This is a genomic window from Xanthobacter pollutisoli, from assembly GCF_040044995.1.
Lineage (GTDB): Bacteria > Pseudomonadota > Alphaproteobacteria > Rhizobiales > Xanthobacteraceae > Xanthobacter.
The window spans coordinates 1-15,430 of sequence record NZ_JBDZDP010000020.1; the positions used below are offsets into that span (position 1 = coordinate 1).

Annotated in this window: 16 protein-coding genes and 2 pseudogenes; 10 read left to right on the forward strand and 8 right to left on the reverse strand. The window is 66.0% G+C overall.

Annotation, left to right across the window (positions count from 1 at the left end):
- Positions 1-414 (forward strand): annotated as a pseudogene (locus tag ABLE93_RS22560) (hypothetical protein); the annotation flags it as partial.
- Between the two features lie 147 nt (positions 415-561).
- Here the strand turns inward: ABLE93_RS22560 and ABLE93_RS22565 are convergent.
- On the reverse strand, positions 562-1,203 hold the full coding sequence (locus ABLE93_RS22565) for an IS5 family transposase (RefSeq protein WP_348842061.1): 642 nt from the start codon (positions 1,201-1,203) through the stop codon (positions 562-564).
- Positions 1,128-1,343 (reverse strand): annotated as a pseudogene (locus tag ABLE93_RS22570) (transposase); the annotation flags it as partial. The gene ABLE93_RS22565 and the pseudogene ABLE93_RS22570, both read right to left, overlap by 76 nt.
- A 242-nt stretch (positions 1,344-1,585) precedes the next feature.
- Between ABLE93_RS22570 and ABLE93_RS22575 the strand changes: the two are divergent.
- Positions 1,586-2,677, forward strand: coding sequence for an MBL fold metallo-hydrolase (locus ABLE93_RS22575; protein WP_348842014.1), 1,092 nt, complete (start codon positions 1,586-1,588; stop codon positions 2,675-2,677).
- A 133-nt stretch (positions 2,678-2,810) separates the two neighbouring features.
- On the opposite strand, the gene ABLE93_RS22580 is transcribed toward ABLE93_RS22575, so the two are convergent.
- Together ABLE93_RS22580 and traA are read right to left on the reverse strand one after the other, a co-directional pair.
- Positions 2,811-2,957 (reverse strand): hypothetical protein, encoded by a 147-nt coding sequence (locus tag ABLE93_RS22580; protein WP_348842015.1) that lies wholly within the window; start codon positions 2,955-2,957, stop codon positions 2,811-2,813.
- Between the two features lie 14 nt (positions 2,958-2,971).
- Positions 2,972-7,588 (reverse strand): Ti-type conjugative transfer relaxase TraA, encoded by a 4,617-nt coding sequence (gene traA / locus ABLE93_RS22585; protein WP_348842016.1) that lies wholly within the window; start codon positions 7,586-7,588, stop codon positions 2,972-2,974.
- A gap of 188 nt (positions 7,589-7,776) precedes the next feature.
- On the opposite strand from traA, the gene ABLE93_RS22590 reads away from it, so the two are divergent.
- The 5 genes from ABLE93_RS22590 (at position 7,777) to ABLE93_RS22610 (ending at position 11,063) form a co-directional block, all read left to right on the forward strand.
- A complete protein-coding gene (locus ABLE93_RS22590; RefSeq protein ID WP_348842017.1) occupies positions 7,777-8,061 on the forward strand; it encodes a TraC family protein in 285 nt (94 codons plus the stop codon).
- Entirely contained in the window at positions 8,054-8,293 is a 240-nt protein-coding gene (locus ABLE93_RS22595) for a conjugal transfer protein TraD (protein WP_348842018.1), read from the forward strand. The genes ABLE93_RS22590 and ABLE93_RS22595 overlap by 8 nt, the downstream gene beginning before the upstream one ends.
- On the forward strand, positions 8,290-10,197 hold the full coding sequence (gene traG / locus ABLE93_RS22600; RefSeq protein WP_348842019.1) for a Ti-type conjugative transfer system protein TraG: 1,908 nt from the start codon (positions 8,290-8,292) through the stop codon (positions 10,195-10,197). The genes ABLE93_RS22595 and traG overlap by 4 nt, the downstream gene beginning before the upstream one ends.
- 226 nt (positions 10,198-10,423) lie before the next feature.
- Complete coding sequence (locus tag ABLE93_RS22605) at positions 10,424-10,663, forward strand: DUF4160 domain-containing protein (protein ID WP_348842020.1); 240 nt, start codon at positions 10,424-10,426, stop codon at positions 10,661-10,663.
- On the forward strand, positions 10,656-11,063 hold the full coding sequence (locus ABLE93_RS22610) for a DUF2442 domain-containing protein (protein ID WP_348842021.1): 408 nt from the start codon (positions 10,656-10,658) through the stop codon (positions 11,061-11,063). The genes ABLE93_RS22605 and ABLE93_RS22610 overlap by 8 nt, the downstream gene beginning before the upstream one ends.
- An 86-nt stretch (positions 11,064-11,149) precedes the next feature.
- On the opposite strand, the gene ABLE93_RS22615 is transcribed toward ABLE93_RS22610, so the two are convergent.
- On the reverse strand, positions 11,150-11,542 hold the full coding sequence (locus ABLE93_RS22615) for a hypothetical protein (RefSeq protein WP_348842022.1): 393 nt from the start codon (positions 11,540-11,542) through the stop codon (positions 11,150-11,152).
- Between ABLE93_RS22615 and ABLE93_RS22620 the strand changes: the two genes are divergently transcribed.
- Positions 11,535-11,672, forward strand: a complete 138-nt coding sequence (locus ABLE93_RS22620) for a hypothetical protein (RefSeq protein WP_348842023.1) — start codon at positions 11,535-11,537, stop codon at positions 11,670-11,672. The two genes, ABLE93_RS22615 and ABLE93_RS22620, sit on opposite strands and share 8 nt — an antisense overlap.
- Positions 11,673-11,933: 261 nt before the next feature.
- On the opposite strand, the gene ABLE93_RS22625 is transcribed toward ABLE93_RS22620, so the two are convergent.
- Positions 11,934-12,122: a hypothetical protein gene (locus ABLE93_RS22625; RefSeq protein ID WP_348842024.1), complete on the reverse strand. Its 189-nt coding sequence runs from the start codon at positions 12,120-12,122 to the stop codon at positions 11,934-11,936.
- Positions 12,123-12,748: 626 nt separating this feature from the next.
- On the opposite strand from ABLE93_RS22625, the gene ABLE93_RS22630 reads away from it, so the two are divergent.
- On the forward strand, positions 12,749-13,942 hold the full coding sequence (locus ABLE93_RS22630) for a DUF1173 domain-containing protein (RefSeq protein ID WP_348842025.1): 1,194 nt from the start codon (positions 12,749-12,751) through the stop codon (positions 13,940-13,942).
- Between the two features lie 258 nt (positions 13,943-14,200).
- Complete coding sequence (locus ABLE93_RS22635) at positions 14,201-14,464, forward strand: WGR domain-containing protein (protein ID WP_348842062.1); 264 nt, start codon at positions 14,201-14,203, stop codon at positions 14,462-14,464.
- Between the two features lie 20 nt (positions 14,465-14,484).
- Here the strand turns inward: ABLE93_RS22635 and ABLE93_RS22640 are convergent, their stop codons facing one another.
- Positions 14,485-14,679, reverse strand: coding sequence for a hypothetical protein (locus ABLE93_RS22640; protein ID WP_348842026.1), 195 nt, complete (start codon positions 14,677-14,679; stop codon positions 14,485-14,487).
- Positions 14,680-14,747: 68 nt separating this feature from the next.
- A complete protein-coding gene (locus ABLE93_RS22645) occupies positions 14,748-15,059 on the reverse strand; it encodes a DUF736 domain-containing protein (protein WP_348842027.1) in 312 nt (103 codons plus the stop codon).
- Positions 15,060-15,430: the final 371 nt, after the last annotated feature.

Consider the following 15,430-nt stretch of genomic DNA (forward strand, 5'->3'; position numbering starts at 1 on the left):
GAACTGGCGCGCGCAGTCGACCACCGCAATCGCAGCCTGACGATGCAAATCAACAAGGTCCACGCCGTCCGGACCTTGGCGCTCGTCGCAAGAGATCTCGGTGAGGACGTGGACTGGCTCGCCGATAGACGATACCTTGAAACGGCGTCGCCGTGGTCGCCTCGCTCGTCCGCGTCAGTCCCCCGACAAGGCAACGATCCCCATCAGAGTATCTCGCTCCACGCGCTGTTCCTGGATTTGCGGCTGGTAGCCGAACTCCGCCAGCCGGCACGCCGAATATCCATGAAACTCGCGGCCGGCGATCGTCTGGCTGAAGATGAAGGTCTCGTCCCAAAGATCTCCGAACTAGAGTTCGTCACGACGGGCAAGGGAGTGATGGAATGGCAGCACAGCAAAAATGCGCGCCAACCATAGATGCTGCGATTCGCAGTCCGGCCAGAGCCCAAGTCCCATATGAATGCGACGTCGCGCCGCTGCCGACGCACTGCGGCCAAATGCTCTTCCGGCGTGCCTTCAAAGAATTCGGGCCGCACACCGCTCTGCGTTGCATTGTGGGCTCGATTAGGTGGTGTGGACGGATTTGATGAGGATGAAGCAGAAGGCGAGGGCGACGATGGCGGCGAAGCCTTGCTCGGTCTTCTCGCAGCGCAGGGCGACGCGCTTGAAACGCTTGAGTTTTCCGAAGCACTGCTCGATGCGAGCCCGGCCCTTGTAGAGCACCTTCGGGAAGAAGGCGGGACGATCCTTCGCGTTGGATTTGAACGGGATGGCCGGCGCGATGCCGCGCGCTCGGGCCAGCGCCCGGTTGGCCTTGGCGTCATAGCCCTTGTCGGCGAGCACGGCACGGGGCTTTACATCGGGACCAAGGTCCAGCAGCAGCTTGAAGAACGGGCTGTCGCCAGCCTCGCCACCGGTCAGGTGGAAGGCGAGCGGGAGGCCGTCGAAGTCGCTCTTGAGGTGGATCTTGGTGGAGAAGCCACCGCGCGAACGGCCGAGGGCTTGGCCTTGCTGCCCCCTTTTGCTCCGGCGGCGGAGACGTGGGCGCGCACCACGGTGGAATCGAACATCTGGACCAGATGCGCGGTGCGGCTGAGCGAGGCCAGCGTTTCGAAGAACAGCTCGAACACGCCGGTCTGGCGCAGCCGCCAGAACCGCTTCCAGACGCTGTTCCAGGGCCCGAACTCCGCCGGCAGGGCCCGCCAGGTGATGTTGTGCACGGTGAAATAGTGCATGGCTTCGAGGAACTTGCGGTCGTCCCGCCCCTTGTCGCCGCGCCGCGAGCGGCAGGCACGGAACACCGCAAGCGCCACCGCCCAATCCTCATCCGTCATCCGTGTCAGCATGGTCGACCTCGCCAAAAGCCGACCCGCTATGAATCACCGAAACAGCAGGAAGGGAATCCCCCTCCGCTTAGCCTGTTAAAATCCGTCCACACCACCTAGGTGGGCCATTGAGCTTGCTATATTCATCGCCGTTATCCATCTTGGCCCCACATTGAGGATGTCCCATCTCCCATCGCGGCTTCTTCCGTCTCGGCCAATCCACTAGATTGCGGCAGCATCATCAACTTCGGGAGATATCTGAAATGTCATCCGTCGACGCCGGAACCGAGCAGGCCGAATTGATATTTCCTTTCTCCGCGCCACCAACCTATGGGCAGGTGACAGAGGTAAAGGAAGGAATCCTTTGGGCACGCATACCGCTGCCCTATCGTCTCGACCATGTGAACGTCTACCTGATCCGGGACAGCGACGGCTGGGCCGTAGTCGATACGGGCATCCGCACCGACGAGGCGATTGCCGCATGGGGGCAGCTGTTCACCGGGCCATTGCTGGGGCAGCGCATTAGCAAAGTGATCGTGACCCACAGCCACCCCGATCATATCGGCCTTGCGGGCTGGTTATGCGACCGGTTCTCGGCACCTCTCCTTACGAGCTTCTCGACGTATGCCGGGATCCGAGCCGGCTCGCACTCACGCGGCGATGATGCGCTGCGTCAGTACTTCAACTTCTACGTTAGCCACGGGATGAGCGAGGAAGCGGCGGCGGTCGTTGCTATCCAGGGCAATGAGTATTTGAAGCGTGTCGCCCCCCTGCCACACACCTTCCTCCGCCTGCTGATGGCAGATCTGCTTGACATCGGAGGGCGCCGGTTCCGGGTGCTGAGCGGCGATGGCCACGCGCCGGAGCAGATCCTGCTCTATTGCGAACAGGAGAGGCTGCTGTTTTCCGCAGACCAGGTAATCGAGAAAATCTCGCCGAATGTCAGCGTCTTTGCCGAGGAGCCGAATGGCGATCCCTTGGGACACTTCCTGCGCTCGCTGCGCTGGCTTCGCGCGTCAATCCCCGACGATGTGCTGGTCCTGCCGGGCCATATGCGCCCGTTCCATGGTCTGCATCTGAGATGCTCGGAACTCGAACTGCACCATGAGGAACGGTGCAGGCTGATCCTCGCCGCCTGCGCCGAGCGTCCCCACCTTGCCGCAGAACTGGTGCCGGTCCTGTTTACCCGCGCCCTTGATCCACATCAGACGAGCTTTGCATTCACAGAAACGCTCGCGCATGTTGGCCAACTGGTCCGGCGCGGCGAGATCGAGGTGGTCCGGCAAGATGACAAGCTATTCAACCGGCTTACCCATGCGGGCGACAATGGGGTCGCCAAGCAGCGTGCAAGATAACGATCCTGCACATGTTTTCCGGCGGGCGCGCAAAGTGCTGGTTCGCGAAACATACAGATAGTGAGCCATTTCAGCGCCAAAATGAGAACCTCCTACCTATCTTTCATGAGGTGAATTGACAGGGGGCGCCACATTAACTCCACATATCGGCCACCACGCAAGACGGGGGGAGATCATCCGAATTGTCGGCATGGAAATCTTCCATGCCGACACACAGTTTGAGGATCTCGAGCGCGACCTCCGTGCGCAGGACCGCGTCGTGCGGCGTGTCTCCGTCCATGACCGTCTCCTTCTCTATCTGCTGAGGCCCCGGGCCTGATTGATGGTCCGCATCCGCCGCTCGGACAAGATCTTCTCGCCAGCGTCGATCCGGACCGCCTGCTGCAGCACGCGCAGCGCGGGACGCATCGCCTCGAAAGCGTCCCGCTGCGCCGGCGGCACGCGGCTAGCAACGTCCCTCTCTGCGCGTGCGATCGCGTTGCGTCCGAAGCGCGCGTCGAGGGCCTTGCTCACGGCGGCGAATTCCTCCCGGATCTTCGGATTGAGTTCAAGAACCCTGGCGTTGAGGTCGCGCGCATTTGTCCTTGCCTCAGCATTCAATCGCTCCAGGGCTTCCTGCGCCGGCCGGGAGAGACCCGGAATGGCGATCGCCATCAGCCGCCGCTCCTCAGCGATCGTCGCGCGCTGCGTCTCCATCGCCCCGGCATAGGCCGCACCGAGGCCTCGCAGCTCCACCGCCGCGGCGGGGAGCGCGGCAAGCGCCTCCTTACGCTCGCGGCCCGTGGCGAGCAGCCGGTCCATCATTCTCCCCGAGCCGCGGACCGCTCCATAGGCGTCGGGCGCATTGGCCATGGCCGCGGCGATGCGCTCGGCCGCGAAGCCCTTGACGATGAGGTCTTCGATCTTGCCGACGGCGGCCGCCGGATCCCGCCAGATGCGCGTCGCGATCTCCCCAAGCCCGGCCCGCTGCTGGCGATAGAGCGGGCTGTCCAAGGTCCGCTGCCGCGCCTCGTCCTCCACCGGCTGCCGGAACTCCCTCGTCGCCGGAAGCATGGGCGGGCTGGCGACCGCTGCCTCGCCGGCATAGGGCGCCGGAGCGACGATTTGCGTGCGGTCCTGCTGCTCGGCCTGGTGCTGCGCACTGGCGAACCTGCGCACCGCTTCGAACAGGCCCGTCAGCTCCTCCCGCTTCTGCGGGTCCATGTCCTCCGGCATGCGATCAGCCATGTTGCGCTCCGCGACGGCGTCAGCTTTCTCGGTGAAGGCGCTCCAGCCGAAGCGCGCGGTCAAAGCCTCGCTGACCGCTTTGATCTCCTGCACGATCGCACGATCCTTCGCCGCCAGGGCAAAGGCCGTCTTGTAGGCATCCGGTCCACCCTGAAGGCGCACGGCCTCGATCTCGCCGAGCCGCGCCAATGCCCTCTCGGTGAGGCCTGGCACCGACAATGTCATAGCGGCGCGCCGCCGCTCCTCTCGGATCTCGAAGGCTGCCGCGCTTTTCTTGAAAGCGGCAGCATGGCCACGGGCCAGCGGCACCAGCTGCTCCGCAACAACCTGCAGCATACCGGCACGCTCGCGCCGACCCGCATCGTCGCGGGCATGATCGTCGCCGCGCAGCATACCAAGCTGCTCTGGGCTATGGGCGACGGCCTCGCCGAGCGCCCGCGAGCCGGCCTTCGGCGACGAGACCAGATCGTGGAGCTTTGCCATCGCGGCATCGGGATCGCGATAGATCCGCTCCAGCACCGGCCGCAGCGCCCCTTCCCGCTCCGTCACAGCGGGCGAGAGGAGCTGCGCCCGGCGCGCGTCCTCCTCCACCGATCGTGCGAACCGCGTCACCGGCGCGAGCAGCTGGCGACCCGCCTCGGCCGAAGCCTGTGGCGACGGCGCCTCGGCGCGCATATCGCTATAGGCGACGCTGCGTTCGCGGGCGATGGCAAGACCGAGCGCGACGCCGGCCCGCTCCCACAGCCGCGCCAGCTCGCTCCGCCTCTCGGCCAGCCAGGCCAGCTGGCGCTCTGCACCCGCCTCGATCCCTGCGGCCGCATCGGCAAGCTGCGCAATGCCGCGCACACGCGCGAAGTCTCGGGCGTGCGCCTGGTAGGAGGCCTCACCCTCGAAATCGAGCGTGGTGGTCTTGGCGCCGGAGCGCGACAGGCGTTCAACGAGGCCGGCGAACACCTCCGGCCCGTGGCTTTCCCGCGCGAGCCGATCCTGGCGATCGGCCGCGGCTTCGACCCGCTCGGCGCGCCAGACGTTGCGCGCGACGACACGCTCCTCGAACCGCTTCTGGCCGGTTTCCTCGTCGATGACCGGCAGCTTCACGCGAACCTGTTCGACGCCGTCCTTGCGCAGCATGACCGTATCGCCGACCGCCGTGCCCACCTTCTCCAGAGCGGCGGGAAGGCTCACGCCCCACAGCCGACGGGTCGATCCGTCGTCGGTCCGCACATCCGCGAACGGGCTCGGCGCGACATCCTCGCCGTCGCGGAACTTTGCCTGGCCGATCGCGACAAGCTCGCCCGTGACGCCGGCGGCGTGGTCGACCCGCGGCATCCGGCCCCATCCGCCCCTCGGCACGAAATCCTCCTGGGCGGCATAGAGGTCCGCCCGATCGCGGTGGCGGGTCATCGCCACATAGGTCAGATGCTGGTCCATCATGCCGGTGGCGAGCACGAAGGTCCGGTCCACCGTGGCGCCCTGCGCCTTGTGGATGGTCGCCGCATAGCCGTGGTCGACATTGCGGTAGGTGTCGTCGCCGAACACGACCTCACGGCCGTTGTCGAGACGCACCGAAAGGAGCGTCCGGTCGCGCTTGTCGGTGGTCGACGTGACCGTGCCGAGCATGCCGTTCTTGACGTGCTGCGGTCCGAGATGCTTCGCCCGCGGCTCCGCGAACCGCGCGTTCTCCAGGAAGATGATGCGGTCGCCGGCGCCAAATTCCCGCGTCCCGCGTTCGGTCGCGAATGTGCGGCTCTGCGCCAGCGTGCCGTCTTCGATCAGCACTTCGCGCAGGGCTTCGTTGAGACGTTTCACATCATCATTGGTATGGGCGAGCACCAGCATCTCGCCGGCGAGCTGGGCGCGCCGCTCGCCCTCCTCCGGGGTCTTGCCGGTGCGCGCCTGTCGGGCCTCGGTCCAGTCGGTGACGATCCGGCCGATGGCGTCCGCGCGGGTTGCGGTCTCCACGATATGGCCATGCTGGGCATAGGCATCGAGCGCTTTGGCGACCTCGGCCCGCGCGAACAGCCGCGACGCATCGCGCGCCCACGCATCACGCTGGCGGCGCACCCCGGCGAGCTCGGCAAAGCCGGTGCGTTCCACGATCGCCCTGAAGGCCGCGCCCGCCTGGATCGGCTGGAGCTGCATGGCGTCGCCCACCAGGACGACTTTCGCCTGGGCGTCCTCGACCACCTTCAGCACCCGCGCCATCTGCTGCGACGACACCATTCCGGCCTCGTCGACGACGAGCACGTCGCCCGGCTCGAGCTGGTCGCGCCCGTTGGCCCAGGCCAGCTCCCAGGACGCCAACGTGCGCGATACGATACCGGAACTGTCCTCCAGGCCCTCCGCCGCCTTGCCCGCCAGCGCGGCCCCGACCACGCGGCGTCCGTCGCTTTCCCAGGCGACGCGCGACGCGGCGAGCAAGGTGGACTTGCCGGCGCCGGCGAGCCCGACCACGGCCGCGATCGCCGCGTCCGAGGTGACGTGCCGCACCGCATCGACCTGCTCCGCATCGAGCTTGAACGGCTTTTCGGGGTCCGACGTCCCGACGGCTTCGATCGCGGCGGCAACGCGCGAGCGGCCGACGCCAAAGCCATGTTGTGCCCCGAGGCGGATCGCGGAGCGCGCCATGCCGTGCTCGACGCGCAGCATGGCGCGCGTCGTGAAGACTGCGGGCTGTGAAGCCCGCCCGGTCTCCGGATCGAGCTGCTGCGGGCGCAGCGTCACCAGATCGGACGACGCCATCAGGCGGGCCCGGATGTTGGTGAAATCGTCGGGATCGTCCACATAGCGGTGGAGCGCGCGGGCGATCTCGCGCTCGTCGAAGGTGGACCGCTCGTTGGCGAGCTGCTGCAGGATCAGCCCCGGATCCGCGGCAAGGCGATCGGCCATGTCCTGCCTGCGGGCGAGCTCCGCCGGCGCCAGAAACATCTCACGGCCGCTGCGCACCATCGCCGCCTTGGCCGGCCCGAGGTGCCTCTGGGCGATCCCGTCACGACCCTGCTCCGCATAGGAGCGCCCGTCGAGACGGATGTCGAAGCCTGCCAGCGCGAGGTGCCGGTTGGCCGTCTCAGCCCAGGCCAGCTTCCAGGCCTTCATCGTCTCGCGGTCGCCGGCCCACACCCGATAGACGATCTTGCCGTTCGGGCGATCGGGCGTGACGACGCGAAGCGGATTTCCGTCCTCCCCAAGCACCGGCACCTTCTTCGGCCCGAAGCCATCCTCTGCGAGCGGTCGCAGTGTCATCATCAGATGGACGTGCGGATTGCCGTCCTTGTCGTGATAGACCCAGTCGGCAATCATGCCCTTCGAGGTAAAGGTCTCCTGCACGAACTCGCGCATCAGCGCGATGTTCTCGCTTCGGCTGAGCTCCTCAGGCAGCGCCAGGATCAGCTCACGGGCGAGCTGGGCATCCTCCCGTTTCTCGAACGCCTCCACCGCGTTCCACAGCACCTCGCTTGCCGCCGCGACGCCCTTTCCTCCGATCGCTGCCTCGAGCCAAGCTGGCAGCTGCTGTGGCAGCGCCAGCTCCTCATGCACCAGCTCGGACGCCCCGCGCTCATAGCGGAAGCTGGTGCCGGCCTTCTCGTCCGTCATCCGGGTGCGGTGACGATAGGCGGCTGCCGAGACGACCGAACGCCCCGTCCCCCGGCCGATCACCTGCGCCCTGACGAACATGATGGCCACGGCCGTCCCCGCCCTCGCTAAGCACGTCGCGCCAGCGACGTATATTGCGCCATCAAACAGATCGGACCGCAGGTCCGATGCCGCTCCAAACGGCCGGCCCGTGATGAGACTAGCCTATTTAACTAACTTATACGAGTCGATATAATGGACCTTTGCCGACGAATTCCGAGGCGGAGAGAGGCCCTTTAATGCGCGTAAAATCATCACTTTCTGAGATCGATGCCCAGATCGACAAGCTGCGCGAACGTAGGAAATTTCTGATAGTCAAAGCAGGGGAGCGCTTCGCTCGGGCCGCGACCAAGGCTGGCTTGGTGGAGATGGAGATCGACGACGAGGAACTCGATGCGATCTGCGAGGAGATCGCCGCCCGATTTCGCAAGGGCGGAAAAGGGAACGCGGGTTCACCTGTCCCTGCGACGGATCGATCAGGACCTCGCGCGGTGGGCGCGTCGGCGAAGAGCCACGATGAATGAGGTCCGCCGGCGTGACGCGCATCAGAAGATTCTGCTCGGTGCCCTGGTGGTCCGCGCCGGTCTGGCGACGGCCGACCGGGCGTTCCTGCTCGGCGCCTTCATCGAGGCGGGTGGCGTCCCGGTCGGATCGAGCGACCACGAGCGGCTGAAGGCGATCGGGCTCGAGGCGTTCAGGCGGCAGCCGATGGAAGATGTACCGGCGCCGGATCAGGAAGGTGAACCGACGCCATGAAGCGACGATTGAACCCGAGCCTGCTGTTGGTTGTCGTGCCGATCACCGTCACCGCCCTGACCGCCTATGTCACCGGTTGGCGATGGGCGGATCTCGCCATCGCCATGCCCGGCAAGGTGGCACCTTGGTTCCTGCGCGCAGCGCCGCTCCCTGCCCTTCTGCTCGGGCCCCTCGCCGGGCTCGTGACCGTCTGGGCCCTGCCGATGCATCGGCGTCGGCCGATCGCGATGGTGACGCTGCTGTGCTTCCTCGGCGTGGTCGTGTTCTACGCCCTGCGCGAATATGAGCGCCTCGCCCCGTTCGTCGAGCGCGGCACGGTCACATGGGACCGTGCGCTTTCCTACCTCGACGGCTTCGCCGTAGGCAGCGCCATTGTTGGATTCCTTGTTGTCGCCACGGCGGCGCGGATCTCGGTGGTGGTCGCAGATCCGGTCAAGCGTGCCAAGCGCGCGACCTTCGGCGATGCGGACTGGCTGCCCATGTCCGCGGGGGCGCGGTTGTTTCCCGCCGATGGCGAGATCGTGGTCGGCGAGCGCTATCGCGTCGATCGGGAGATCGTGCATGAGTTGCCGTTCGACCCTGCGGACCGCGCGACCTGGGGCCAGGGTGGGCGTGCTCCGCTCCTGACCTACCAGCAGGATTTCGATTCGACCCATATGTTGTTTTTCGCCGGGTCGGGAGGCTTCAAAACGACCAGCAACGTCGTCCCGACGGCCCTGCGCTATTCCGGGCCGCTGATCTGCCTTGATCCCTCGACCGAGGTCGCGCCGATGGTCAAGGAGCATCGCACGCGGGCCCTCGGCCGCGAAGTCATGGTGCTCGATCCCACTAACCCGATTGCCGGCTTCAACGTGCTGGACGGCATCGAAGGATCGAAGAAAAAGGAGGAGGATATCGTCGGCATCGCGCACATGCTGCTCTCCGAGAGCGTGCGCTTTGAATCCTCGACCGGCGCCTACTTCCAGAACCAGGCCCACAATCTTCTGACCGGCCTCCTGGCGCACGTGATGCTCTCGCCGGAGTATGCCGGCCGGCGCAATCTGCGCAGTCTGCGCCAGATCGTTTCCGAGCCAGAACCCTCGGTGCTCGCCATGCTCCGGGACATCCAGGAGCACTCGGAATCGACCTTCATCCGCGAGACGCTCGGCGTTTTCACGAACATGACCGAGCAGACATTCAGCGGTGTCTATTCCACCGCATCGAAGGACACGCAGTGGCTCTCGCTCGACAATTATGCAGCCCTCGTCTGCGGCAATGCGTTCAAGTCGCGTGACATCGTCTCCGGCAAGAAGGACGTGTTCCTGAACATTCCCGCATCGATCCTGAGGTCCTATCCGGGCATTGGCCGGGTGATCATCGGCTCGCTGATCAATGCCATGGTGGAGGCCGACGGCGCCTTCACGCGCCGGGCGCTTTTCATGCTCGATGAGGTGGACCTGCTCGGCTACATGCGGGCCTTGGAGGAAGCCCGCGATCGCGGCCGCAAGTACGGCATCACGCTGATGATGATGTACCAATCGGTCGGCCAGCTGGAGAGCCATTTCGGGCGGGCGGGAGCCACCTCATGGATCGACGGCTGCGCGTTCGCCTCCTATGCCGCGATCAAGGCGCTCGAAACCGCGCGCAACGTCTCGGCGCAATGCGGCGAGATGACGGTCGAGGTCCAGGGCCGGTCGCGCAACGTCGGATGGAGTACATCGAGCACCGGCGATCGGCGATCGGAGAGCGTCAGCTTTCAGCGCCGGCCGCTCATCATGCCCCACGAGATCACCCAGTCGATGCGCAAGGACGAGCAGATCATTATCGTGCAGGGACACAGTCCGATCCGCTGCGGGCGGGCGATCTATTTCCGGCGCAAGGACATGAACGAGCAGGCCAAGGCCAATCGCTTCGTCAAGGTGTGAATACCCCAAGGGCCGCGTCCGTCGGCGATGTGCATCTTGCCTAGAATGCGGAATCGTGCTGGGCCTGACTGCAGATACGGACGCCCGCCACGCTTGGTTTTTGGCGAAGGTGCGCGATCGACAGGGAGTTGCATGCGAAGGCTTGAATGGGCCCGAAAAGCACGCCCCCCGCCGCTCTGCAGGCGACCACTCTTGCAAAACCCATCGCGTTCGGTTATTGAGTCCTATGGTTACGATCTACCGCGCTCACGGCCTGCGCGTCGTCATCTTCGTTGATGACCATGAGCCAGCCCATGTGCATGTGTTCGGCGACGGACAGGCAAAGATCAATCTGATCGGCTCGAACGGTGTGCCGGAACTGGTCTGGGCCGAGGGCGCAAAGCGCGCCGAGGTGCGCCGCGCGATGCAACTGGTGACCGAGCAACAAGCTGCGTTCCTGACCCGATGGAGGGAGATTCATGGCTGACCTTACCGATGCCGCCATCGACGCCGCCCTGGAGCGCGGACGCCAGGCTCATGAAAGCGAGCCGCGAGCGGCCGCTGCACGCTTTGACCGCCAGAGTGGCCGGGTCATCGTCGACCTGACCAATGGCTGCACTTTCGGCTTTCCGCCGCGTCTGGCGCAGGGTCTGGAAGCGGCCACTGATGACCAGCTTGCCGCGGTCGAGATTCTTGGCAACGGCTATGGACTGCATTGGGAGACGCTCGACGTCGACCTGTCGATGCCCGGCCTGATGGCGGGCATTTTCGGCACAAATACCTATATGGCTCGCCGGGCCGGCCAAGCGACGTCTGCCGCCAAAGCGGCCGCTGCACGCGCCAATGGGGCCAAAGGCGGTCGTCCGCGAAAGGCCATCAGTCAATAGGATTGCGCGTTTCCTCACGCAGCGCCGTGAGGCGGAGGTCAACCGACATGCCGGCGACCATAGCAGCATGTTTCAGCGTAAGGCTATCAGCGCTTTCGAAACATCTCGAACGGATCCACGGCTCCGGGCGGCGTGAACCAGTCGAGAAAGAGCGCGTAAGCGAGCGCGAACGCGACGAGCCCGATCGCCATCAGGCCAAAGCTCCAGAACCGCATTCCGCGGGCCGCGTCCGGGTGGGCGTAGACCACCAGCGCCATCGGGAGCATGACGATCGCGGCGACCACCATGAGCCCGGTGAATGGCCGCAACAGGCACAGGACATAGAAGGCGAGATACCAGAGGCAGTAGACGGCGCCGCGGCCGATCCATTCGAGGAGGGTGAAGTCCAGCGCGAGCGGACGCGGCAGCGACCGGCGCGGGGCCGAGGCATCCGGTTCGCCGGCCGGCGCCTTTGGTGTCGGGAGCCGATCCGTGGTCATCGCCGTCGTCGCCGATTGCCTGATCGCACCAGGCGCCGTTTTACCGTCGGCGCGGTGCGCGGAACATTTTAAGTACACGCTCAAGATGACCGACGCGGCGCGCCATGTCGAGAGGCAGGTGACGCCTTGAAACACCCGTGATCGCACACCAGCAGCATCGCTCTGTCGTCACCCAACAAATGGCCGGTGTGGGGTGCGAAATCGCCGGGTTGTTCACCACCATGGCGGGCCCGGTCGGTTGCTCCACGATCGTGGATGACGTTGCCCGCCGCAGCGCGGATTGAGCCCGCCATCCTGGCGTTTCGAGCCGGGCCGATGTCCGCATCACGGCCAGCCGGGGCAGCCGGTCGATCCGGCTGCCCCGGCTTCTCCCGCGAAGGAAAAAGCTGCCTCACGGCAGCTCCTCCTCGGCGATCTTGCGGGCGAGTTCGGCGCGCGCCGCCTCAAGCTCCGCTGCGATCTGGCGGCGCTCGCCGGCCTCGACGGTGTTCGCCAGCTCGGCGCGCAGCTCCTCGATGTGGTGTTCCAGCGTCATCGTCATCTCCTCGATGGTCTTGTGAAAGATGACTCGGCCGGTCATGGCGGGTGGGCACGGGTCAAAACCCGCGTCAGCGGCCAGCTTGCTGGCGCGCGGAGGAACCGATTTTCCCGCGCAGCGGGAAAATTGGAGGGGCCGCGCGGTTTTGAGGCGTGCCCACCCGCCATGGCACACTGGGCCGTCTGAGCAGACACGGGTGTTTCGGAACGCCGGGGATTGGCGGGCGTAGCCCACGCCGGCCGGCAGGCTGGCCGAAAGATCGATGCCGCCGCCGGAGCAGTGCCTCGCTGTTGTACCGTGCCGGTGACATCGGCCCGCGCAAGGGATCGTCACGCCGCAAGGCGCGAAGACTGCCCTGGCAGGCTTCGTGGAGCCGGGGAACCCGGCGGAATAGAGCCCGGTCCGGCTTGCCGGATGCGCCCGAATGCCCTCTCGCCGTCGGGCAGCACCTCAGGGGCAGGCTCCGCTTACCGCTCCCGCCTTTGAACCGGATTCGTCATTTATCATATGTGGAACCGACGCTTGGCGCATGGCGTAGGCAATGTCGCGTCCACCCATCTGGCCGAGAGGCGACGCCGGTTGGGCGTTGTCCTCGGAATGGCTTGGAGCGAACCCGATGCAGGTTATACTGCCTTATATCAGGCAGTAAAATGAGGCCGGCGACCGCCATGCGGCAGTTCAGGATTGGCGAGGGAACCTTTGAGGAGGGCTCGCCGGAGCTTCAATCCGCGCTCGCGCAGGCCTATGAACGCAAACAGCGGCCCCTCTGCCTGTGCGGCGAGAAGTCCGTCGCGATGTACATCGCACGGGTCGACGGGCAGTTGCTGGTCAAGCGCATGCCCCTGTCCGGGCGGGACCATGCGCCATCCTGCCCGTCCTATGAACCGCCCTACGAACTGTCCGGGCTCGGGCCCCTGATCGGCAATGCGATCCAGATCGACGCGGCGACTGGCGCCGCAGTGCTCAAGCTGGATTTCTCTCTGACCAAGCGGGGCCCCCGCCCGGGGCCGGCGGCCGAGTCCACGCCCTCCGATACGGTGCGCAACGAGACGCAGAAGCTCTCCTTGCGCGCGGTCCTGCACTATCTGTGGGAGGCGGGCGAGCTGACCGAATGGACGGCGGTGTGGGCCCGCAAGCGCGGATGGGGAAAGGTCCGGGCAAGCCTCATGAACGCGGCACGGCAGATGGAGACCCGGGCGGGTCCCCTCGGCGACATCCTGTTCGTGCCGGAGGTGTTCCACGCCGAGGACAAGGCGGCGATCGCGGCGCGCCGCGCGAGCGCGCTTGCGGGCCTTCAGGCGGTGGGTGGCGGGCCGAGAAAGATGATGCTCCTCGTCGGGGAGGTGAAGGAGTTCCCCGAGGCCCGCAGTGGACGGAAGGTCGTCATCCGGCACCTGCGGGATTTCCCGTTGACGCTGGAGGACGCCGCGTGGCGGCGCCTGAGCAAGCGTTACGAGGTCGAGCTGGAGCTGTGGGAGGCGACCGAGAACGCCCACCTCGTCGCCATCGCGACCTTCGGCATTTCGAGCGCCGGTGTTTCCTTCATCGACGAGATCGCCTTGATGGTGGTGACCGAGAACTGGATCCCCTTTGAGACCATCGACGAATTGCGCCTGCTCTCGCGGCTGGCGGGCCTGCGGCGCAAGAGCGTGAAGGGGCTGCGGTTCAATCTCGGCCGCGACCAGCCGCGCGTGTGCGTGACGCTGCCGGAGCAGCGGCCGGCGCCGGTGGCGATGTACATCGTGCCGGCCAGCGCCGGCGAGGACTACGACCGCGGACTTGCGGAGATGATCGAGGCGCGGCCGGAGATGACGGCATGGGTCTGGCGCACCGCCGAGGGCGAGATGCCGGCCTTGCCCTGAGGCTCCCAGGTCGGGGCCCGGGCGACCAGCCGACCGTTGCGCATCTTCACCGATGCCGACGAACGAATTCCGTGGCAGGCGGCTGACCTGCGCTACCGCCGCGCGTCTCGGAGCACGATGGGGGAGAGCCGTTCCATCGGCTGGGCTTGGCCGCGGCGAAGCTGGAGCATCCGATCCATCACCGCAGTGAATCGTTCGACCCCGATCGATTCACCGAAGTCGTTGGACGCTGAAGACAGGCGGCGGGAGACTCCGGCCATGTCCGACCTTCACCGCCCTCCGCTCCACCTTCGCCGCATCGACCCGACGCGGAACATGCGGCGCTTCTATGTGCTCTCGATCCAGCCGACGCTGTTCGGCGGCGCCTCGCTGGTCCGCAACTGGGGCCGGATCGGCACGAACGGCCAGTCGATGATGGAGACCTTCGACCAACCGGGACAGGCCGGCGGCGCACTGAGCCGGCTGGAGCGCAGCAAAAGGCGGCGGGGCTACCGGGATCCGGACGAAGCGGACACCGATTGACCCGCCCGGCGGGTCAATCGTCACGGGATCTCGGCGATGACGCCAGCCGCAAGCAGCCGTGGATCATCCATCTGATCGATGATCTCGTAATCGTCCGACCTCCAGTTGAAGGCGCTGTTCCGCACGTCCTCTACCGTCGCCCAGGAGCCGTCGGGCCAGAGAACGATGTCGTCGGGATGCGGTTCGCGGCGGCTCGAGGGATAAGGTTGCGTCATGGCGGTCTCCCTGCCTGTCGAAAAGGAAGAAGGCTCCGCCGCGCGGCGGAGCCCTCCCGTCGGCGCCATCAGTCCCGCTTCGGCCGGGACCAGATCAGCTGCAGGCCCTCCTCGCCTTCCACCTCGGTCAGGGTGGCGTAGAGGGGCTCGCGGAAGCTCGGGTCGTCCAGCTTGAGCGAGAGGTAGTCGCGGCCGGTCTCCTCGGAGACCTTCTGCCAGGCGGCGCCTAGCTCGACATTGCCGGCGTAGACGCGGAAGTGCGGACCCCGGTCGGAGGGGTTCTCGATGCGGACCAGCCGGGCCTTGACGTTGAGGTGGAGGGTGCGGATCGAGCCGTTGAAGCCGTTGCCGGTGGAGGTGAAAGTGCCGATGTTGGCCATTGTCTAATTCCCTTGATGTCCGGGCCGCGCCCATCGCGACCCGATGGCGGTCGAAAGGCCGGGGGCGATCGACCCGCACCCGCAGGGCTGGAACGCAGTGGAAGGCGGCCGGAGACGGCTTTTTTGACTCGCGATGCAAAGCCGGCCGGGGCCCCTCCGGGGTGGACGGCGGCGGAAAAAAGTCGGCGCCGGACGTTGCGGGGAAAAGATCGAGAGCGCGCAACGCACGCGCGTCCCCCGGCCAGACCAGCTACATCGGGTTCGCCATGGGGGTGGCATCGCAAACAGCTGAGGGGATGACGATGTACCCCGATCGTCGGCCCCGCCACCAGCGCAATATCTTCGCGGACGCCACAGATCCCCTCCCCCGA